The sequence below is a fragment of the Clostridium sp. AF32-12BH genome, assembly GCF_003477935.1.
Taxonomy (GTDB): Bacteria; Bacillota; Clostridia; order Lachnospirales; family Lachnospiraceae; genus Brotaphodocola.
In genome coordinates, this window is sequence record NZ_QUEH01000002.1 from 160655 (window position 1) to 182335 (window position 21681).

At 49.1% G+C, this 21681-nt stretch carries 21 protein-coding genes; 17 read left to right on the forward strand and 4 right to left on the reverse strand.

The window, feature by feature from the left end; genetic code table 11:
* The 5 genes from hisIE to DWZ40_RS02250 all read left to right on the forward strand — a co-directional run bounded on the left by hisIE (position 1) and on the right by DWZ40_RS02250 (position 7132).
* Positions 1–1266, forward strand: a complete 1266-nt coding sequence (gene hisIE, locus DWZ40_RS02230) for a bifunctional phosphoribosyl-AMP cyclohydrolase/phosphoribosyl-ATP diphosphatase HisIE (RefSeq protein ID WP_118540516.1) — start codon at positions 1–3, stop codon at positions 1264–1266.
* A gap of 196 nt (positions 1267–1462) precedes the next feature.
* Positions 1463–2836, forward strand: a complete 1374-nt coding sequence (locus DWZ40_RS02235; RefSeq protein WP_118540517.1) for an MATE family efflux transporter — start codon at positions 1463–1465, stop codon at positions 2834–2836.
* 92 nt (positions 2837–2928) lie between these two features.
* A complete protein-coding gene (locus tag DWZ40_RS02240) occupies positions 2929–4086 on the forward strand; it encodes an aldo/keto reductase (protein ID WP_347560026.1) in 1158 nt (385 codons plus the stop codon).
* Between the two features lie 115 nt (positions 4087–4201).
* Complete coding sequence (locus DWZ40_RS02245) at positions 4202–5179, forward strand: EamA family transporter (RefSeq protein ID WP_118540518.1); 978 nt, start codon at positions 4202–4204, stop codon at positions 5177–5179.
* Between the two features lie 234 nt (positions 5180–5413).
* Positions 5414–7132 carry a Na/Pi cotransporter family protein gene (locus DWZ40_RS02250; protein ID WP_118540519.1) on the forward strand — a complete coding sequence of 573 codons (1719 nt, stop codon included), beginning with the start codon at positions 5414–5416 and terminating at the stop codon, positions 7130–7132.
* Position 7133: 1 nt separating this feature from the next.
* On the opposite strand, the gene DWZ40_RS02255 is transcribed toward DWZ40_RS02250, so the two are convergent.
* Positions 7134–8177: a tyrosine-type recombinase/integrase gene (locus DWZ40_RS02255; RefSeq protein WP_118540520.1), complete on the reverse strand. Its 1044-nt coding sequence runs from the start codon at positions 8175–8177 to the stop codon at positions 7134–7136.
* Between the two features lie 6 nt (positions 8178–8183).
* Entirely contained in the window at positions 8184–9137 is a 954-nt protein-coding gene (locus DWZ40_RS02260) for a hypothetical protein (protein ID WP_118540521.1), read from the reverse strand.
* Between the two features lie 424 nt (positions 9138–9561).
* On the opposite strand from DWZ40_RS02260, the gene DWZ40_RS02265 reads away from it, so the two are divergent.
* Together DWZ40_RS02265 and DWZ40_RS02270 are read left to right on the forward strand one after the other, a co-directional pair.
* Positions 9562–9780, forward strand: coding sequence for a hypothetical protein (locus tag DWZ40_RS02265; protein WP_118540522.1), 219 nt, complete (start codon positions 9562–9564; stop codon positions 9778–9780).
* Between the two features lie 42 nt (positions 9781–9822).
* Positions 9823–10677, forward strand: a complete 855-nt coding sequence (locus tag DWZ40_RS02270; protein ID WP_118540523.1) for a PAS domain-containing protein — start codon at positions 9823–9825, stop codon at positions 10675–10677.
* Positions 10678–10733: 56 nt separating this feature from the next.
* Here DWZ40_RS02270 and ltrA read toward each other — a convergent pair whose 3' ends face one another.
* Both ltrA and DWZ40_RS20425 read right to left on the reverse strand, forming a co-directional pair.
* Positions 10734–11969, reverse strand: a complete 1236-nt coding sequence (gene ltrA, locus DWZ40_RS02275) for a group II intron reverse transcriptase/maturase (RefSeq protein ID WP_347560033.1) — start codon at positions 11967–11969, stop codon at positions 10734–10736.
* Complete coding sequence (locus DWZ40_RS20425; RefSeq protein WP_347560027.1) at positions 11970–12203, reverse strand: reverse transcriptase; 234 nt, start codon at positions 12201–12203, stop codon at positions 11970–11972.
* A 728-nt stretch (positions 12204–12931) separates the two neighbouring features.
* On the opposite strand from DWZ40_RS20425, the gene DWZ40_RS02290 reads away from it, so the two are divergent.
* From DWZ40_RS02290 to DWZ40_RS02340, 10 genes are all read left to right on the forward strand, one after another.
* A complete protein-coding gene (locus DWZ40_RS02290) occupies positions 12932–13861 on the forward strand; it encodes a nucleoside 2-deoxyribosyltransferase (protein WP_118540524.1) in 930 nt (309 codons plus the stop codon).
* An 11-nt stretch (positions 13862–13872) separates the two neighbouring features.
* Positions 13873–14067 carry a hypothetical protein gene (locus DWZ40_RS02295; protein ID WP_118540525.1) on the forward strand — a complete coding sequence of 65 codons (195 nt, stop codon included), beginning with the start codon at positions 13873–13875 and terminating at the stop codon, positions 14065–14067.
* A 364-nt stretch (positions 14068–14431) separates the two neighbouring features.
* Positions 14432–15949 (forward strand): ParB/RepB/Spo0J family partition protein, encoded by a 1518-nt coding sequence (locus DWZ40_RS02305; protein WP_025483381.1) that lies wholly within the window; start codon positions 14432–14434, stop codon positions 15947–15949.
* 305 nt (positions 15950–16254) lie between these two features.
* Positions 16255–16596 (forward strand): hypothetical protein, encoded by a 342-nt coding sequence (locus tag DWZ40_RS02310; protein WP_025483379.1) that lies wholly within the window; start codon positions 16255–16257, stop codon positions 16594–16596.
* A 1-nt stretch (position 16597) separates the two neighbouring features.
* The gene (locus tag DWZ40_RS02315) at positions 16598–17308 is read left to right on the forward strand and encodes an antirestriction protein ArdA (protein ID WP_025483377.1); all 711 of its coding nucleotides are present in this window, start codon (positions 16598–16600) and stop codon (positions 17306–17308) included.
* 164 nt (positions 17309–17472) lie between these two features.
* On the forward strand, positions 17473–17844 hold the full coding sequence (locus tag DWZ40_RS02320; protein ID WP_034576453.1) for a DUF3801 domain-containing protein: 372 nt from the start codon (positions 17473–17475) through the stop codon (positions 17842–17844).
* Complete coding sequence (locus DWZ40_RS02325) at positions 17831–19684, forward strand: VirD4-like conjugal transfer protein, CD1115 family (protein WP_054343778.1); 1854 nt, start codon at positions 17831–17833, stop codon at positions 19682–19684. Before DWZ40_RS02320 ends, DWZ40_RS02325 begins: the two co-directional genes overlap by 14 nt.
* A gap of 98 nt (positions 19685–19782) precedes the next feature.
* The gene (locus DWZ40_RS02330; protein WP_002578752.1) at positions 19783–19995 is read left to right on the forward strand and encodes a Maff2 family protein; all 213 of its coding nucleotides are present in this window, start codon (positions 19783–19785) and stop codon (positions 19993–19995) included.
* Positions 19996–20006: 11 nt separating this feature from the next.
* Positions 20007–20873 carry a VirB6/TrbL-like conjugal transfer protein, CD1112 family gene (locus tag DWZ40_RS02335; RefSeq protein ID WP_025483366.1) on the forward strand — a complete coding sequence of 289 codons (867 nt, stop codon included), beginning with the start codon at positions 20007–20009 and terminating at the stop codon, positions 20871–20873.
* Between the two features lie 14 nt (positions 20874–20887).
* Positions 20888–21679, forward strand: coding sequence for a site-specific DNA-methyltransferase (locus tag DWZ40_RS02340; RefSeq protein WP_025483365.1), 792 nt, complete (start codon positions 20888–20890; stop codon positions 21677–21679).
* Positions 21680–21681: the final 2 nt, after the last annotated feature.

The following is a 21681-nucleotide window of genomic DNA, read 5'->3' on the forward strand; positions in this document are numbered from 1 at the left end:
ATGGCAGAATTTAAACGGTTACTTGCGCAGCTTTGCTGCGATGGAAAACAGGAAGAGGAAGTGCTTTCTTTTGCCTCTGCTGCCGGGAATGACGGAGCAGACGGTCTGGTATTTGCCGATGGTTCCAAAAACGATGAGGAGCATGATTACAACATTGGCCTGATCCGGAAAATGGCAAGGGCGATCGACATTCCGATCTATGCTGGCGGACGCGTAAAACGCCTGGAGGATGTGAAGAAATACCTCTATGCAGGTGCGAAGGGCGTATTTTTAGATGCATCTGTGGAAGAAAATATGGATCTGATCAAAGAAGCGGCAGACCGCTTCGGCAGTGAAAAAATCTTTATCCGCTTAAACCAGAAAGACCAGACAAAACGGATCCCGGAGTATGCGCAGCTTGGAGCATCCATGGCACTGCTGGAAGATGCTGCTCTTCCGGAAGCTGTGGAAGTGATCCATACGATGGATGAACAGATGCATTATTATATAGTCAGCAATGCAGACGAAATCGCAAAACTGGCAGAAGAGCTGAAAGCAGACGCGGCTGCCGGTTTTGTCCTCGCCAGCCTGGCTCCGGAAAATGGAAATTATATGGAAAAGAAGCAGGAACTTGGCAGCCTTGGAATTGCGGTAGACATTCTGTGCAGCAGTGTTTCCTGGGGAGATTTTAAGACCAATTCCGACGGCCTGGTTCCGGTCATCGTCCAGGATTTCAAGACTTCCGAAGTGCTGATGCTTGCTTATATGAACGAACAGGCCTTCGCAGATACGCTCCGCACCGGCAAGATGCATTACTACAGCCGGAGCCGGAAGAGCCAGTGGTTAAAGGGCGAGACCTCCGGACATTTCCAGTATGTAAAGTCCCTGCACTTAGACTGTGACAACGATACAATTCTGGCGAAAGTCCATCAGATTGGTGCGGCCTGCCATACCGGTTCCCGCAGCTGTTTCTTCCAGACACTTGCTGAGAAAGAGACCAAAGAAACCAATCCATTGAAAGTATTTGAGGATGTCTTCTCTGTCATTCAGGACCGTAAGATCCATCCAAAGGAAGGCTCTTACACCAACTATCTGTTTGACAAAGGCATCGACAAGATCTTAAAGAAAGTCGGAGAAGAAGCGACCGAGATCGTCATTGCAGCCAAGAACCCGGATCCGGAAGAAATCAAATACGAGATTTCTGATTTCCTGTATCATGTCATGGTTCTCATGGCAGAGCGCGGTGTGACCTGGGAGGATATCACAGAAGAGCTTGCAAACCGTTAGATTTGTTTATAAAATCACAGAGTGTTGGCATAAAAATTGCAGCAATGCAGTTACGGTATGCCAGCACTCTTTTTCTGCGTGACAAAAAGCCCTTGATTCGTTAAAAAAATAACTTATGAATATGTCAGAAGAGACATAGCCGACTGCAGAAAAACATGGTATACTTTTACATTATAAAAACAGGAGAGTTATGATCATGCAGCAGACAAAAGAATCACATGACCAATACTACGAAATGGCCAATGCGCCGGTCGGACGTGTCATCTCAAAGCTGGCTGTCCCAACCATCATCAGTATGCTGGTCACCTCGATTTATAACATGGCTGACACTTTTTTTGTAAGCCAGCTTGGGACCAGCGCTTCTGGCGCGGTCGGAATCATCTTTTCAGCCATGTCGATCATTCAGGCATTATCGTTTATGATCGGAATCGGATCCGGAAATTACATTGCCCGGCTGATCGGGGCAGGAAACCGGGAGCTGGCCGAGAAGCTTGCTTCCATCGCTTTTTTTACCGGCTTTTTTATGGGACTGGTTATCACGGTCCTCGGAACTGCCAACATCCATGCGCTGATTATGATGCTTGGATCTACCGTAACCATTGCGCCTTATGCCGAAGCCTACGCATCCTATATTCTGATTGCGGCACCGTTTATGATGACTTCATTTATCATGAATAACATTCTACGGTTTCAGGGAAAAGCCTTATTTGCCATGGTCGGCATCACAACCGGAGGTATTTTAAACATTGTCCTTGACCCGGTATTTATTTTCGGTATGGGTATGGGGACCGCAGGCGCTGCGCTTGCAACAGGCATTTCCCAGTTTGTCAGCTTTTGCATTCTGCTTGTGATGTGCAATTTCCGAAAGGACTGCATTTCCATCGATATCCGTAAGTTCCGTCCAACTGTAAAGCTTTACGGACAGATTTTGTATGGAGGTGTGGCATCACTTGGGCGTCAGGGAATTGCCAGTGTGGCAACCATCCTGATGAATGTCATGGCACAGCCATATGGGGATGCAGCCATTGCGGCTATGTCCATCGTGAACCGCTTTATGATGTTTGTTGGCTCGGCCATGATTGGTTTCGGTCAGGGCTTTCAACCTGTCTGCAGCTACTGTTTTGGTGCCGGGTTATATAAGCGTGTGAAAGAAGCCTGTATTTTCTGCATCAAAGTCAGCACTGCTGTGCTTTTTGTATTTGCACTGGCTGGCCTTGTCTTTTCTGGAAGTATTGTTGCGGTATTCCGGAAAGACGATCTGGATGTTATCCGGATCGGAACACTGGCACTCCGTATGCAGCTTTGCACCTTGCCGCTTATGGGAGTCACCGTTATGGGCAATATGACACCGCAATCCATGGGCTACGGAACCTGGGCAACCGTGGTTTCCACCGCCAGACAGGGATGGTTTCTGATACCGGTCCTTCTGTTTCTGACTCCGGCAGTCGGCATTCTTGGAATCCAGATCGCGCAGCCTCTGGCAGATGCAGGAACCTTCATTCTGGCTGCATGGGTACTTCACAAAATCTTTAAGGAACTGGAGCAGAAAGAAGAGGGCGCATTACCGTAAAGAATGGATTCCAAAACGGAACATTCTATTTTCAGAAATGTATGCGTGAAACAGAATAAAGCGGCTGATATATTACAAAAGGAGTTTGAGAAATGGCAAAAACAATGAAAACACGCAGATTAGGAAAAACCAATCTTCAGGTCAGTGAGATAGGTTTTGGCGGCGAGTGGCTGGAGCGCCATCCGGAAGAAGAGGGCATTGAGCTGATCCGCTATGCTTCTTCCAAAGGAATCAATATTCTGGACTGCTGGATGGCAGATCCAAAATCCCGCGATGTCATCGGCAAGGGAATCAAAGAGAACCGCGCATCCTGGTATATCCAGGGACATATCGGTTCTACTTGGAAGGACGGGCAGTATTTCCGCACCCGCGATATGGCTTATGTGCGTCCGGCTTTTGAGGACCTCTTAAAGCGTCTGCAGACAGACTATATCGACCTTGGCATGATCCACTATGTAGATTCCGAAGAAGAGTGGGAAAGCATCCAGCATTCCGATTATCTGGATTATATCATGGAGCTGAAAAAGAATGGCGTGATCCGTCACATCGGTATGAGTTCCCACAATCCGAAGGTGGCCGCGAAAGCGGCAGAGTCCGGCTATGTGGAGATGATCCTCTTCAGCATCAATCCGGCGTTCGACATGCTTCCGGCCAGCGAGCAGATTGAGACGATGTTCGCGGATGAATTCGATGCAGACTTAAGGGGCATTGATGCAGACCGTGCGCGCCTGTATAAGCTGTGTGAGCAGCACGATGTCGGGATCACCGTTATGAAAGGCTTTGCAGGCGGGCGTCTTTTCGATGCAAAGCGTTCCCCGTTTGGCGTAACACTGACACCGGTGCAGTGCATCCACTATGCACTTATCAGACCTGCAGTCGGCGCGATCATGTGCGGATATGACACAAAGGAACAGGTCGATGCGGCTGTTGCTTATGAGATAGCATCAGAGGAAGAAAAAGATTTCGCATCCGTGATCGCCAATGCACCGCTTCATTCTTACCGTGGAGAGTGCACCTACTGCGGTCACTGCAAACCGTGCGTGGTCAATCTGGACATTGCCATGATCAACAAATTCTATGATCTTGCAACCATGCAGCCGACCGTACCGGCAACGGTACAGTCCCATTATGAGCTGTTAGAGCACCGGGCATCAGAATGTATTGGATGTCATGCCTGCGAATCCCGCTGTCCGTTCGGGGTTGCGATCGCAGAGCGGATGGAAAAGACCGCGAAGTTGTTTGGATGTTAGGCGTTTTCATAAGAATTTTTGCACAACAGGAACCCTTGTCAAACAAAAGATTTCGTTTTATAATGGTCGGGTCTGTTTTTACAGATAGATTGAAAAAAGGAATGGTACAGAAACAATGTGGTTTTGGTTAGCTGTTACGGCACTCTTATTTTGGAGCGGTTCTGATCTGTTCTCCAAAATCGGTTGCCGCGGAAACGACAAATATGCCCATTTAAAGATGGTCATTGCAGTCGGCATTGTCATGGGTGTCCATGCAATGTATGAAATTTTTGTGGGAGGAACGATTGTTACCTGGCATGTGATCCTTACTTATCTGCCGGTATCTCTGCTTTACATTTCCTCCATGACACTGGGCTATATCGGCCTGCGTTACATTGAACTTTCGATTTCTTCCCCGATCTGCAATTCATCCGGTGCACTGGTAGCAGTTCTCTGTTTTCTGACCGGTACACTGGACGAGAGCATTGAGGGAACCATGCGTCTGGCCGTGATCGGTGCCGTGGCACTGGTATGTATCGGTGTGATCGGTCTTGGCATCGTAGAATCCAGGGAAGACGATGACCTGCGCCGCGCACGTCAGGAAGCATCCAACTACAAATATGCGAAGTCCTGGCTGGCTTTATTCCTTCCGGTGGCTTACTGTCTTCTAGATGCAGCAGGCACCTTTGCAGATACCTTTGTGCTGGATCTTCTGGCTGGGAAAGCAGAGGCAGCCGGACTGTTTGCAACCGCAGAAGAGTGCTCTTCCTATGCGGCATCTTCCGCAAACTGTGCTTACGAACTGACCTTCCTCTTTGCTGCAGTCTGCTGCGTGATCTACGTAGCGCTGATCAAAAAAGAACGATTTACCGTGAAACAGGAAGGACCGAAATACATTGGAGCACTCTGTGAGACGGCTGGTCAGTTTGCTTATATCTTCGCATTATCGGATACCGCACATGCAGCAATCTCCGCACCGATCATTTCTGCATACTGTGTCGCTTCCGTTGTATGGAGCCGCATCTTCTTAAAAGAAAAGCTGTCATGGAAGCATTATGCGATGATCCTGCTGGTTGTGATCGGTATCGTAATGCTTGGGGTATTTGACATTTAACAATTCATAGAAATATTTTATCTGGTGGTCAGAATATTCTGGCCGCCTTTTTTTACACAAATTTTATGGAAATAAAGCAAAAAGCTTAAAATACAGTCGTACTTTGCTGATCATATTTTACATGGATTTAACATTGCCTTTACGGGGGTATGGTAGATGCAAATGCCCTCAGCATTTATAATAATTAAGATAAATATTGAATGATGTAAGAACGATTACAAAGGAGAAGGTACGATGAATGAAAATGTAAAGATCTTTTTTGGTCTCATTGGCGGTTTGGCGCTGTTTTTATATGGCATGAACAGCATGAGTGACGCGCTTCAGAAAGCAGCGGGAGAGGGCATGAAAAAGATTCTCAGCTTTCTGACGAAAAATGCAGTCATGGGCGCGCTGGCAGGAGCCTTAGTCACTGCCGTATTGCAGAGCAGTTCCGCGACCACCGTTATGATCATCGGATTTGTCAGCGCTGGCCTTATGAGTCTGCCGCAGGCGATTTCCGTTATTTTCGGTGCTAACATCGGTACGACCATGACCGCACAGCTGATGGCATTTAAGATCAGCAACTATATCTATCCGATCATCTTTCTTGGATTTATGCTGAATTTTGCCAGCAAAAAAGAAAAGATCAAAAACATCGGTATGGTAATCTTCTCCTTTGGACTTCTTTTTGAAGGAATTGAAATTATGGGCGGCGTTATGAAACCGCTTGCAAGCAGCCCGTTTTTTGTAGACATGATGGGACGTGTTTCCCATATTCCGGTACTCGGGGTACTTCTTGGTGCCGGTATGACCCTTGTGGTACAGAGTAGTTCCGCAACGATTGCAGTACTTCAGAACTTCGCTTCCCAGGCGGGCCCGGATGGGGTAACCAGTGTGATCGGTCTGACCGGCGCAATTCCGATCCTGTTAGGTGACAATATCGGTACCACGATCACAGCACTGTTAGCTTCTATCGGCCAGTCAAAAAATGCAAAAAGGACGGCACTGGCACACAGCGTTTTCAATATTACGGGAAGCATTGTATTTCTGTTTTTGATTCCGGTTCTCGCTGGCTTTGTGCGTTTCATTTCCCCGAAGGGACCGGAGCTGGAAGTCATCTCCAGACAGATTGCAAACGCCCACACAACCTTTAACGTTGTCTGCACACTGATCTGGCTTCCATTGATCCCGGTCATGGTAAAAATTGTTACCTTTCTTGTTCGCGGACAGGATCAGCAGGAACATCAGACTTACGAGCCGAAATTCCTTGAAAACCGTGTCCTGACTCAGCCGACCGCAGCTCTTTACCTTGTCTCAGAAGAGATTCAGAGAGTGGCCGGTTTTACTACACAGATGTTAGACAACATGAAGCTTTCTTTCGTTGGAGACGAACCGCAAGCTGCTTACCAGAACTTTAAGGATATGAACCTCGCGGTAAAGAAGCTTCAGGAGCAGATCGGAAGCTATATTGTTAAGATGTTTTCCAGAGGTGCCCTGACGGAACAGCAGTCCGAACAGGCAGCAGGACTTCTCTATATCAACAATAATATCGAGCGAATTGCAGACCGTTGTGAGGAAATCAGTGCTGTTGCGGAATTTTCACAGGAACATGGCGGAATCTTCTCGGAAGACGCAAAGCATGAGCTGGAGACTGGCATCGGGACACTGGAAAATCTCTTTTCCACCGCAATGCAGGCACTCGAAAACGGCGATAAGGATATTGTTGCCAAAGTAGCAAAAGACAAAAATAAGATCCGGAAGCTGCAGAAGCAGAACAATAAAGCGCATTTATCCCGTGTGAAGAAGAATACCTGCTCCTCTGATATGACAAAGCAGTATTCCAATCTGCTTTATAACATCGACCGTATCGCAGACAACTGCGTGAGCATTTCTGAAGAGGCGATGGATAACATTTCGTTCCAGAAATTGTACCAGAATAATGCAAATCAGGAAATGGCAGGAGGAAATGCTTAGCTTATACAATGTCGATCTTCTTCACGCTCTTTCTTCGTTCTTCTTCGATCGCCGCATAGAACTTCCGGGTGATGTTGACATCATTGTGCCCTAAGATATCCGCCACAAGGTAGATATCGTTCGTTTTCGCGTAAAGGGCAGAGCCGTAGCTGCTCCGGAGCTTGTGCGGCGTGATTTTCTTTTTGGGTGTAACGATAGAAGCATATTTTTTTACGAGATATTCTACGCTTCGCACGGCAATGCGCTTTCCCCGCAGGGAAAGAAAGAGGGCCGGTTCCTCTGCCGGATCGATACCGGCACCTTTTCGCTCCTCAAGGTAATGTTCCAGATGCCGCGTAACTTCATCGCTGAAATATACGGTTGCTTCTTTTCCACCTTTCCGGTGGATGTGAATGCTCTGTTCCATTAAATCCACATCCCCCAGATTCAGACCGACGCATTCCGAGACACGAATGCCGGTTCCAAGCATTAAGGCAAGGATGGCACAGTCCCTTGCCTTTGTTTTTTCGTGAAATTGCTTCTGCTTCGGTGAAAGGCCGTTACCATTCTGCGCTTCTTTGATCAGTTCCCGTATTTCCTCCTGGTTTAAGCGGACAATTTCCTTTTCCCGGATACGCGGCACCTGCATGGACAGCGTCGGATTGGTCCGAATCTGCCCGGTGCGGTAAAAATAGCCGTAAAAGCTTTTCAGGGAGAAAAATTTGCGCTTGATCCCGGCCTCTTTATTCGTATTTTTATGGTCCGGGTCATCAGGCCGGTATTTTAAAAATTCCAGGTAACGCTCCAGATCCGTAACGCTGATTTCAGTGAAATCGTTCATGGAAATCTCACTTGTCTGCAGGTTCAACAATTCCGGTTTCAGGTCCCGGATAAACACAAAAAACATGTTGATATCGTAAGCATAGGAGAGTCTTGTCATAGAAGAGGTTGCAGGCTCGATTCCACGAAAGAAATCCGCACAGAAAGGCGGGAGAGAGGCAAGCAGCTCATGCAGCTTCTTTTCATTTTTTAAGTCACGCTGTTCGTGATATTGCAGTTCTTCCATATGAAATTACTCCTTATTCGCCTGGTTCTGGTTCGGAGCTAATGAAGCTCTCAGTTGTTCCAGTTCTGTCTGCAACCGGACATTCTCCCGGTCGGACGTCCGCAACTCCTCCTGCAGTTCTCGCTCTTTGGCGATCACGGCACGTTCCAGCTTTAAGTCCGCTTCCATCTGAGCCTGCTTTAACTGGTTCTGCGTATCGGCATCCTTCTCCTGAAGCTGTCTTTTCAGGTCAGATACCTGCACCTTATACTCCAGCATATGGCTTTCCAGCTCCCGGAGTTTTTCCTGGTTCTGTCCGGCAATACTCTCTAAATTTTTCCTCTGCGCAGTTTCATGCGACAATGTCTGCTCCAGCTCCCTGGTTTTTAATTTCAACTCCGTATTTTCTGATTTCACCAAAGCTTCCGCTTTTTGCAGCTCGTGAAGCTTTTGCAGCTGTTTTCTCAGTTCCTCATTCTGCGTCTGAAGAAGCCGGTTCACTTCCTCCTGGTCGGAGATTGCCTTTTTTGCGGAATTCATCTGGTTTGTTGCGTATTCGGCCTGTTCTCTCAAATGCTTCTGTTCTTCTTCCAACTTCTTTGAGACAGCCTCTGCCTGTTCTTTTTCTGCATGCAAAGTTTCCATCTTTTCCCGCAGTTCATCAATGGTACGGTCCTTTCTTTTTAAGTCAGACTGAAATTGTTCGAGAACCCGTGCCTCTGCATTACTGCTCAATTCAATGCTGTTGATATACGCAGATAATAGCTCCTTGCAAAGGCGTTCAAAATTTTCAATTTCCACCAGACGTCCGGGAGTAGCAGCCTTCGCATTGTTTAACTCCAGAACCTGCATGAGATGATCAAACCCTTGTGCCTGGTTCATTCCATGTGTGGTGCAAAACTGGCGGAAAGCCTCCGCGGAATCCGGATCAATACGGAAATTGACCTGTTTGCTTTCTTTGACGGTTCGTTCTTCTTTCATCTATTCAAATCCTCCAGGGAAATTAATCCTTTTTTACTTATATGATAGTATAGCATATCGAAAACATGTTCGTCAATTCTTATTGTGTAACAAACGCAAAAACGATATACATTGTTATACATGTAATCGCTATACATAACAACGTATAATGTGATAACAAAGGAAAAACTCGGAGAAGTATACGAAAATCGGTAAAAAAAGAGCATATGGTATTGAGCGATAATTCTTAAAAATGTGCAGACAATTTAACAAAATACCCACATGGAAGGCAAAAAGCAGAACGGATATTCGAAAAAGTAGCTTTAACATTGCGCAAAACCTCAGTTTTGCGCAATGTTTAAACTGAACATTTACATTTCTGGAAAAAACAGATATAATTCAAGGGATTTTATAGCAAAAACGTACAGGAGGTGAGATTGCGATTATGTCGATACTGTTTGCTGTAGTATTTTTAGTGCTGATTTTTAAATGTGTCGGTCTGGCCCTGCGTGTTTGCGGAACACTACTGGGTGCCCTGTTAAGTCTGGCCGGTTTTCTCCTGTCACTCACACTGGGGGCAGTACTGTTCGGACTTTCTACCGCGTTTGCGGCAGTTCTGCTGCTGATCGGAATTGTATGGCTCGTGATTCGGATCCTTCTATAAAAACGGGCATCGAAAAATCCACTGATTCGGAGAGAAACTAGTATGAACAAAAGCATGATCAATAACCGTTTTTTAGAAGAGACCGTATTTGCGATCGCAGATGGGTACTGCGTCATTAACCTTACCAAAAACTATGTGCCTGGCGTCATGTACCAGGTCATTGATGGCAGGCAATATAACCTGAATGAGCAATTAGGCCTGCCGGAAGATTCCAGTCTGCAGAGTCTGGTGGATGCCTGGGCATTAACGATACCGAAGGAGGGTCTTTCCGACTTTTTGAAGGAATTCGACAGAGAGCGGCTTTTGAAGCGTTTTGAAAACGGAGAGCGTCATATATCATTTCGTTACTGGACCCGTACCGCAACCTTTGAACCCATGCTTGCAGAAAATCACATGGCACTGTACAGAGATGTGGAAACCGGTGATGTCATAGCAGTCAACTATGTACTTGACCGCACAGAGCATTACCGCCTGGATGAAAAAGAACGGGCATTGGAAAAATCAAACCAGGAGTATATTAAGCTCCTGGAGGAAGAAAAAAAGCACACGGCTATTATTGAAAAGCTGACACAGGAGCTTCGCAATGAATTGGACTGGTTTTCCGTTTCTATACCAGGCGGTGCAAAAATCAGCAACGATGATCCTACGTATTCCTTTAAATATGTATCGGAACAGTTTGCAAATATGCTTGGTTACAACACACCGGAAGAACTGATAGAAGCAGGCCAGGGCAGCATTCTCGGACTCGCTCACCCAGAAGATATTATGAGAGGTCTTGCTGACGCGCTGGATCAGTATACACGCTCCGATCATTACGCCACGATCTACCGAATCCGCTGCAAAGACGGAACCTATAAGTACATTGAAGATCGGGGGCAGAAGGTTTGCAAACCGTGAAGGTGGACGTACTGTTGGTTATGGTAGAGTTGCTACTATCATCGAGTAATTAAATATTATTCAATAGAGTAGGAGGCGGTGACTAACCGCCGTCCTCTCACACCACCGTGCGTACCGTTCGGTACACGGCGGTGTGAGAGGACGGCGTGCATGGACTGATAGGCTGTGGCTAAATCATAAAAGCCCCAGTTTATCAGTCTTTCTTTTGTTAGGGCTCTGTTTAGTACACCGCTCCCTGCCATTCTCCAATAGGACTTTCGACTGTAGGCTCCTTCACTTGCTACCCATTCTGGCATTCCCAGTCCTATCAGCTTCCGTTTTCGCGTCTTTGGCAGTTTCCACTGTTTCCAGATACACATCCGTATCCTTCTGTACAGCCATCCATTCAGGCCTTCGATGTTGTTCTTCATGTCTGCTATACTGTAATAGTTCAACCATCCACGCATGTATTCTTTTATATGTTCCATAGTCTTTACTATACTTCCGCACTTACTCCGGGAAGTGAGCTTTCGCAGGTTGTCCTTGGCTTTCTTCCATGACTTTCCATGAACACGGACATAGATTCCTTTTCCGTTCTTCCCGAAACAGAAGCCAAGGTACTTAAAATTTCGTATTGCAAACACGCTGACCGTACGACTTTTCTCCCGGTTCACCTTTAGTTTCAGTGTCCCTTCCAGATATTTCGTACTGCTTTCCAACAATCTCTCAGATGCCCGCTCACTCTTCGCTAACAGTACGATATCATCTGCATAGCGAATGCACGGCACTCCTCTTTTGTTGAACTCCTGGTCAAACTCGTTAAGATAAACATTGGCTAATAGCGGGGAGAGATTTCCTCCCTGCGGTGAACCTTCTTCCGTCTTAACGACTACACCGTTTTCCATCACTCCACTTCTTAAATACCTCTTTATCATCTGAATCACCCTTTCGTCCTTTACATCTCTGCGCAGGATATTTACCAGTAATTCATGGTTCAGTGTATCGAAATACTTTGACAAGTCAAGAACCACAGCTCTTGTATATCCCTGTTCTGCATACTCCTTTATCTTCTGAATTGCTTCTTTCGCACTTCGTCCCGGACGGTATCCAAAACTTCCATCTGAAAACTTCGGCTCATAGATCGGTATCAGCTGTTGTGACATTGCCTGTTGGATGATGCGGTCTATGACGGTCGGAATACCGAGCTTTCGTACTCCGCCATCTGGCTTTGGAATCTCCGCTCTTCTGACAGGAGATGGGGTATAATGCCCTTTTCTTATTCTCTCCGTCAGTTCATGGCTGTGTTCCCTCAGCTACAGAAACGCCTCTTCAACGGTCATTCCATCTACTCCCGGCGCTCCCTTGTTTGCCTTCACTCTCTTGTAAGCTCTGTTGAGGTTGTCCTTATTCAGTATCTTACCTAAGATATCCGGCTCTGCACTGTCTCTTTCTTTCCATATCCGGTTAAATGAGCGGTGCGCTCTTACATACCCTTTACGTTCCGCGCTATCTCTTTGCAAGCAGCTTTCCTTGTTTTCTACATCCATCTGCTCATTTCTCCTTTCCGGGTCATACTTAAGACTCCTATTGATTCGGTCCTTCACCTCTCGGCTACTATGACCTCTGCTGACTTCTGTACGTTCAGCACTGCTTTGGGCAATGGTTACTTCTTTCAAAGCATTCCGCACAGATCTCCCCGGGTACCACACGTTTCTTTCTCTCCATCTATCTGCCACATTTATTCCGCATAATTCCGTGTAGTTATTGGGCTTTGATTTGTTACGCAATCTTACCCTCATGCGAAACCTTATATGTGATTTCTGTTCGTCAGACCAGAGATTTGCCCGTGGTTAGTCTGTTCCCACATCCGGCTTCCTTCAGATTCCACCTCACGATGGACACCCTTGCCTTCGGCTATATCCTTCCCACTACCGGGCGGATTCGGGACTCGCACCCGTTAGAAACGCGCGCCGCCGGGCGCACGTAAATTCAAGGCTTTCCGAGATTTCTCGGGAAGCCTTTTTGCGTACAGAAATAATGAAAAGGGGTGTGAATGGTGCCAAAACGGTGCCCAGAAGATTGTATTATATTATTATTGAATCTCATTTGTAATTGGAACAATTTTTGAAGAACAAGAAAATAGACAAGAAAAAACAAGAAATATATACATAAAAAGCAAGAACAAACACGTATAAAACAAGAAAATAAGAATATGGAAAAATCTTGACATTTTATATGTACATAGTATAATCTATATGCAAAGGAGATGATAATAATGACTAAAAGTGCAATGATAAAAGAACTGATAATACAATTATTATCAGATGGAAGTCCTCATGCTGTTTCTGAAATGAAAGATTATTTAGTTGAAAAGAATATGGAAGATTATTCAGAAGGGCAGTTTGCGGGAGCTGTAAATAATTTGTTAAAGAACAAAAGAATAGAAAAGATTGATAGAGGTACATATAGGGTATCGGGAACAGAGATGGTTTTGACTAAAGAAAGGAATGGGGGATTTATGAAAAGATGTTTTGTGGTTTCGCCTATAGGTGATATGGGTTCGGATATTCGAAAAAATGCTGATCAGTTGTATCAACATATAATTAAACCAGTATGTGAAAAGTGCGGTTTTGCTGCACAGAGAGTTGATGAATTTAATACATCAGGTTCAATTACGCAGGAAATCTTGGATGCGTTAAATGATTATGAATTAGTCATTGCAGATTTAACAGGGCATAATCCAAATGTCTTTTTTGAAATTGGTTATAGGTCTAAAAGTCAAAAACCCATAATTCATTTAAAACGTAAAGATGAGATAATACCATTTGATGTCTCAACAATTCGTACGTTTGAATATGACTTGACTGATTTGGATATGGTAACTGCAACTAAAGATAGGTTAGAACAAGTAATAAAGAATTTTAAGTATGACGAAGTTAAAGAACCTAAAAAGAGTAGCAATAGCTTTGAAAATAATATGATTGTTGCATCTTTAAATGATATACAATATAAAATAGATGTTTTAACTGAGGAAATTAAAAAGAAAGAAAATGAAACAATCAAAACAGTTATTGAAACTTTTAATGCTCAGAAACCGGAACCGGAATCTTTTGAAACAGAGATGATGAAGATATTAATGCCAGAGTTATTAAAAAATCCCAATGCAGCAGATGCATTGCTTAAGTTAGGTGAGAAATTTAAATAAAGAGAAAGCGGATGAAGGATATAATTACAGGTGGAGTGTATGCAGTTGATTTACGTGGTACGGAAGCATACGAGTTTCAAGGAGTTCATCCAGCGTTGATTGTTAGGATGTTAAAGGAAGAAAAAATGTATTATGTTGTACCGTTGACTACATATACAAAAGAAAGATGGGATAAATGTAAAAAAAGGGGTTTGGAACAAGGATAACTTCAACTAATTCAATTGCAAGGGTAGATAAAATGAACATTGTTTCAGCAAAACAAGTACAAGGAAGGTATTATAATGCCGGACACCTTGTTATACCTACGGAAGAAGAAATTGGAGCGGTTTTAGAACGTGCCGAAGAATATATTAGGTTTTTATACAAGGGCATAATCATAAAACACAACAAAACCGAGCCAACCTACACTAAAACGTCGCTATTTCTTTGTGAAAAGCGACGTTTTTTTATGGCCCGGACTGAGAAAGGAGTGGTGACAACCATATAATCTAAAAAAGAAAGGGGGAAGTTTTTTCGTTAGCCAGGCTGAGAGGTCTGGCTTTTTTCATTTCAAAACAAGGAGGTTAGCGAATGGCAGATGACAAACTGAAAGCAGGCCCGGAGTCCCCTGGCGAGGGCTCTGTTGGGGATGCTCAAACTGTGACGAAGCCCCCTGTCCCGGAAACGGTAGAGGAGCCCGCAGCTGGCACCGGCCCGGTACGCCAGCCGGAACAGTCTGTTACCCCTGGAATGGGCGGGGATGTTCCAGCCCAGCCTGCGCCGCAGGTTGAAGCTGATAAGGTGAAAAAATCCCCCGACCAGGATAAAAAAGTGGAACCGGAGGAAAAGACGGCAAAACGCCGGGGCCGTCCCCCCAAGGAGCAGGATTCTCCCCAGGGGGACAAACCGGAAAAGGGGCCGGAGCCCCGCACAGGCCGCCCGGCCAAGGCTGACAAGGCGGCCCGTGGCGAGTCCCCGTCCCCAGCTCTGGACAAAGTGTCCAGAAGTAAGGAACAAGAGCTTACCCTCGCCCAGCGTGGGGGAAAAATACGACGGGAACGCAATCAAAATGTGAAAGATTTTTTGTCGGGCAAGCGTGAAACTCCCTTTGCGGATGGTAAGCAACCGCCTAAATCCACTAAGGCCGCCCCGGTCAAGGAGGCGGAGGCACCCGCCCCGGAGATCAAGCTGCCGCCTACGCCGGAGGTGCCGCCCCGCCCGGTGGAGCAGGGAAAAATCGTCTATTTGAAGCTGTCAGAGCTTCATCCATTCCATACCTTGCGGGATCACCCCTTTAAGGTGCAGGACGATAAGGCGATGGACGATCTGGTGGGGACGATCAAGGAACACGGCATTATGACCCCCGCCACCGTCCGCCCGGAAAAAGACGGCAACGGCTATGAGATCATCGCGGGCCACCGCCGCTGTCATGGCGGTGAGCGGGCTGGCTTGGATGAGATCCCCTGTATTGTCCGTGAGATGACCGATCTTGAAGCTGTCCGTGAAATGAAGAACAGCAACAAGCAGCGGGGCGACCCTCTCCCCAGCGAATTGGCAAAGCTCCTGGATTTGGAGCTGGAAGCCATCAAACGCCAGGGGGCCCGGCCCAAAAATGACAAGGAAGCGGAGGCCCTGGGTAAGCTCTCGGTGGAGATCGTGGGCAAGGAGCATGATATGAACTATAAAAAGGTGCTCCGCTATGTTCGCCTTAACCATCTTGTCCCGGAGCTTCTGGAAAAGGTGGACGCTAAAAATATGGGATTTATGCCCGCTGTGGAACTGTCGTATATCAAGCCGGAAAACCAGCGGCTTATCGCCGTGTCCATTGATGGGGAGCAGTCCTCCCCCTCGGTCAAACAGGCAAAGCGGCTCCGGGAGCTCGACCAGGAGGGCTTGCTCAACGGCGATGTGATCGATGGTATTTTGAGCGAAGAAAAAAGGGAGGTTGACAACGTGATCATCAGTACCGACGAACTCAACAAGTATTTCGGCAAGGAGGTCACTCCTGCCAAAATGAAGGAGCAGATCATAGCCCTGCTGGACGAGTGGAAAGAGAAACAGCCGCCCGAACTGGCAAAGCCTGAGAAGAAACACGAGCTCGATAAGTGACCGGGCCCCGCCTCTGGACACTTTGTCCAGAGGTACGCGCCCTGCGCTTGGGATGGGCTCTGCGGTGATATATCCCCCGTCGCCGGGGTTTATGCTGCACAGCCGGGAGTGGGCCGTCAAGGGGCGGAACGCCCGCCGCTTGCGGCGGCCTGCCCTTTACGGCCTGCCCCGGCTGTGCTATTTCCGGCAAGCGGCGGGGGTATATCCTCCAGAGCCGCCCCCTTTCCCTGGATAGGGAAAGGGCGGGGGGATAGGGTTGACCCCCTACCTATTAAATATAAGAAAAAGAAACGGAGGTTTTGATTATGAAGCGACCCCTTGCGTATGTGACCGCCGCATGGCGCGGCGGCGAGTGCGAGGTCATGGAGCAGGCAGCTAAATACTGCCGCATTGTCTATGATGCGGGATATTCCCCCATCTGCCCTATGCTCTATCTGCCGCTGTTCCTCAATGACGCAGTGCCGGAGGAGCATAAAAGCGGTATTGATATGGGGCGCGACCTGCTCCGGCGCTCCCGCGTGCTGGTGGTATGCGGGAGCTATGTCAATGTAGCGGTGAAAAATGACATCGCTGTGGCCCAGCGGCTGGGGATCACCGCCACCACCCTGGACGGCATCCTCACCGTCAAGGGCCAGAGGCGGCGCTGATATGGCGGTCATTGAGGCGTATGTCACCAACCTGGGGAAATACAACGAGGGTGAGCTGGCAAGCGAGCCGTTGAAATTCCCCACGACTACGGAGGAAGTACAGGCGCTCCTTAAACGGATCGGCGTTGACAATATCCAGTATGAGGAGATTTTTATTGCCGACTATGACGGCGACCTGCCGGAACTCAACGCCTGCCTGGGAGAATACGAAAGCATTGACGAGCTCAACCATCTGGCCTGCCTGCTCTCCGAGCTGGATAAAAGCGATTTGGAAAAGTTTGAGGCGGCTGTTGCCAGCGGCGAGCATACCTCCGGCGTGGGCGACCTCATCAATCTGGTGGAAAATCTGGATTGCTACGATTTCTATATCGGCGTGTCTGATGATGAAACCCTGGGCCGCATTTACGCGGAGGACATGGAACTAATCAACATTCCCGAAAACCTGCGGGATTATTTCGATTATGAGGCGTATGGCCGGGATATGCGGATCAATGAGGATGGCGGGTTTGTCAAAGGCGGTTTTTTCCTCCCCAACGGCAGCCAGTTTATTGAATACTACCACGGGCTGGAGGACATTCCAGACGAGCACAAGGTTTTTGCTTATCCGCAGCTTTCCATCCGGGAGCAGATGGCGGCTTATAAAGAAGTCATTGACCGTTTTCCCCAGGCGGCGGAACGCCCCCGCCCGGAGCAAAGCCATACAGACCGATAGCGGCACTTCTGGACACATTGTCCAGAAGTGCTTTTTTCGTGTGGAAGGAGGGATAAGGGCTGATAGACGAGGACGTTTCCAGACGTACCATAGCAGTATCTATTAAGGCAAGCAAGCTCACGGCGCGGGGGCTTGCCTATGTTCTCCAGGCGGTAGGCCGGAAGATCGCCAAACATCACCGGGCCAAGCAGACGCCCCACGGCAGGCAGACGGTGGGGCAGCTCATGGGCCACGGGGCTGCCACCAACAGTATCGAGGTGGAGGCCCCGGCCCTCTTTGACCGGGTAGCCCGGAAATGGAATGTGGACTACGCCTTTTATCAAGTCGCGCCGGATAAGCACCTGCTGTTCTTCAAGGCGGGGCAGGCCGACGCGATCACAGCCTGTTTCTCCGAGTATTCCAAACGGCTGCTAAAGCGCACCAAATCCACAAAAGCCCCCATCCGGGAGCAGATCAAGGAGGCCGCCACAGAAGCGGCCCGCCAGCCCGCCCAAAAGCTGGAACGCACAAAGGAGGCGGTGCATGAGGACAGGTAGTGTCAAAAAATATGTGATACCAAACATCCCCTATTTGTTTGTGCTGTGGGCCTGCCTAAAGCTGGGGACAGCCTACCGGCTGGCCGCTGGCGCGGATTTCCCCCATAAGCTCATGGGCCTGGGGCAGACGGTGGGCCCGGCCTTTGCCAACCTTGCGCCGGGGCTTGATCCCTTTGACTGGCTTGTTGGCATTGTGGGCGCGGTGGGCTTCCGGCTGCTGATCTACTTCAAGAACAAGAACGCAAAGAAATTCCGGCGGGATGAGGAGTTCGGGAGCGCCCGATGGGGCGGGCCTAAAGATATAGCCCCTTTCGTCGATCCAGTCTTTGAAAACAATGTTATCCTCACCGGGACGGAGCTTCTTACCATGAACACCCGCCCCAAAAATCCGGCCAACGCCCGCAACCTCAACGCCTGTGTGATCGGTTCGTCCGGCTCCGGCAAAACCCGGTTCTGGCTCACCCCGCAGCTTCTCCAGGCCAGCGCGAAGAAAAAGGGCGGGTGCAGCTTTGTGGTGGTCGATCCAAAGGGCGGGGTTCTCTCCCAGGTGGGGGCTTTCCTGCAACGGAGGGGCTATCGGATCAAGGTGTTCAATTCCATTGATTTTTCCCAAAGTATGCACTATAACCCCCTGGCGTATATCCGCAACGAGGCTGATATTCTAAAGTTTGTCGATACCCTCATAGCCAACACCAAAGGCGAGGGCAAGGAGGGTGATCCATTTTGGACAAAGGCGGAAACGCTTTTGTACTGCGCCCTTATCGCCTATATCATTTTCGAGGGCCCCGCCGAGGATCGGAATATGAATACCCTGGTGGATATGATCTCCGGCATGGAGGTGAAGGAGGACAACGAAAACTTTATGAACGCGGTGGACTATATGTTCAAGGGGCTGGAAAAGCGCAAGCCGGATTGCTTTGCGGTGAAGCAGTACAAGAAATATAAGCTGGCCAGCGGCAAGACGGCCAAAAGTATTCTGATCTCCTGCGGCTCCCGGCTGGCCCCCTTTGACATCCCCCAGCTTAGGGAGATCATGAGCTATGACGAGCTGGGGCTTGACCGTATCGGAGATCGGAAAACGGCGGTGTTCTTCACCATTTCCGACACCACGCCAACCTACAACTTCCTTGTGGCTCTGGCTTTTTCGCAGATGTTCAACCTGTTGTGCGAGAGGGCCGACAATGTTCATGGGGGCCGCCTGCCCCATCATGTGCGGGTGCTGTGGGACGAGGCGGCCAATACAGGGCAGGTGCCCAACCTGGAAAAGCTGGTGGCCGTTATCCGTTCCCGTGAAATATCGCTGACGCTCTTTTACCAGCAGATGGCGCAGTGCAAGGCCATTTATGACAAGCACGCGGAAACGATCATGGGAAATATGGACAGCGTGGTTTTCCTGGGTGGCAGGGAAAGCTCCACCATCAAGGAGATTTCGGAAAACTGGCTGGGGAAGTCCACCATCTATATGCAGACGGACGGGCGCTCCAAAGGCCAGTCAGAAAGCTACAACCAGAACACCCAGCGGCTTGGCCGGGAGCTGATGACTCCCGCCGAGCTTGCCACCATGCCGGGGGATCGCTGTATTTTACAGCTTCGGGGCCTGCCCCCGTTCTATTCCCCAAAGTACGACTTGAAGCAGCACCCCAACTACAAATATACGGCTGAGGCCGATAAAGTGAAAAACGCCTTTTCCCTCGATCAGCTCATCAACCGCCGCAGGCGGCCTGGGCTGAATGAGGCTTGTGAGGTGTACGAGGCAGACGGGACAGACACAGGGCCCATAGGCGAGGACGAGGACATCCTCAACTATGACGATGTGGATGACCCGGACGCCTATGTATAAATCCCACTTCTGGACAAAGTGTCCAGAGGTCGTAACCTGCCGCCAGAAATGGCGGCTTTTTTCATAGCCGGGGGCTCCCCCGGAGAAATGGAGGCTCTATGCAGTTTTTTTCTTCCGCGATTGATACTTTGCAGACCCTTGTTGTTGCCCTCGGCGCTGGTCTTGGCGTGTGGGGCGTTGTCAATCTGCTGGAGGGCTATGGATCGGATAATCCTGGCTCAAAAAGCCAGGGCATGAAGCAGCTCATGGCGGGCGGCGGCATCATCCTGCTGGGCACCACCTTGATCCCCCTGCTGTCCGGGCTGTTTTAAGGTAACGGCTTATGGATTTTCTCACCGACTGGCTCACAAACTGGCTCAAAGAGCTGCTGATTGGCGGGATCATGGGCAACCTGGAGGGGCTCACCGATTACGTCAACGCCCAGGTCGGGGAGATTGCGGTACAAGTGGGGACTACCCCGGCGGCTTGGAACGCCGGGGTTTTCTCCCTTATACGCCAGCTTTCCGAAACGGTGATCTTGCCGATTGCCGGTCTGGTGCTGACCTTTGTTGCCACCTATGAGCTGATACAGATGCTTTTGGAAAAGAACAATATGCACGAGTTTGATGTGGCGAATATCTATAAATGGATGTTCAAAACGGCTTGTGCCATTCTCATCCTGTCCAACACCTTTAATATCGTTATGGCGGTGTTCGATGTGTCGCAGTCCGTGATCGCCCAGGCGGGCGGGCTCATCCAGGGCTCCACGGACATCACGCCGGATATGATGGCGGAGCTGGAAACCACCCTGGAGGGCATGGACTTGGGGCCGCTTCTCGGCCTGTGGCTCCAATCCTCTATTATCGGTGTGACCATGTGGGCGCTGGGCATTGTCATTTTTGTACTGGTCTATGGCAGGATGTTGGAAATCTATTTGCTGACCAGCTTGGCCCCCATCCCTATGGCTACCCTGGCCCACCGGGAGGTGGGGCAGACGGGCCAGAATTATCTGCGTTCCCTGTTCGCCGTGGGCTTTCAAGGGATGCTCATTCTGGTATGCGTTGCCATCTATGCGGTGCTCGTCCAAGGGATCGTCACCAGCGGAGATCCCATTGGGGCGATTTGGGGCATTGTGGGCTACACAGTTTTGCTCTGCTTTATGCTGTTTAAGACGGGCGGCATCGCCCAGCGCATCTTCGGGGCGCATTGAGAGGAGGCGCTTCAATGGAAAAAACGACATTCGATACCTCTGGACAAAGTGTCCAGAAGTCCCCGGAGGGCCTGTTCCTGCAAGACGGCATCGCGGGGCTGCGCTCTCTGCCCCGTCATTCGGTGGATATGCTTTTGACCGATCCGCCCTATGGCACCACCCGGAACTTTTGGGATGTGCCGCTGCCCCTCCCGGAGCTGTGGGAGGCGGTGAAATGGGCCGTCAAGCCGGAGGGGGCGGTGCTGTTCTTCGCACAGTGCCCCTATGATAAGGTGCTGGGGGCTTCCAACCTCCCCATGCTCCGCTATGAATGGGTGTGGTACAAGAGCCGGTGCACAGGTTTCCTCAACGCGAGGCGGGCCCCGCTGAAAAAGACGGAGAATATTCTGGTGTTCTATCAGAAACTTCCGCTTTATAACCCGCAGTTTGAACAAGGTAAGCCCTACAAGAAAATCGCGGGCAACCGTGGGGACAGCACCAACTACGGAAAGTTCATCCGCTCCGGCAGCGGATCGGAGGACGGCCTGCGCTTTCCCGGAAATGTGCTGGCCTTTCCCACCGTCCAGCGCACCGTCCATCCCACGCAAAAGCCTGTGGCGCTGAGCGAGTATTTCATCAAGACCTATACCCGGCCCGGCGAGGTGGTGGCGGACATCTGCGCTGGCTCTGGCACAACGGCAGTGGCTGCCCTCAACACAGGCCGCCGCTTTATTTGTTTTGAAACTGTCCCGGCCTACTACGCTGCCGCCAGTGAGCGCATCCGTGCGGCGCGGGCAGCGGTGGAGGCTGGGGAGAAAGGAGTTTAACT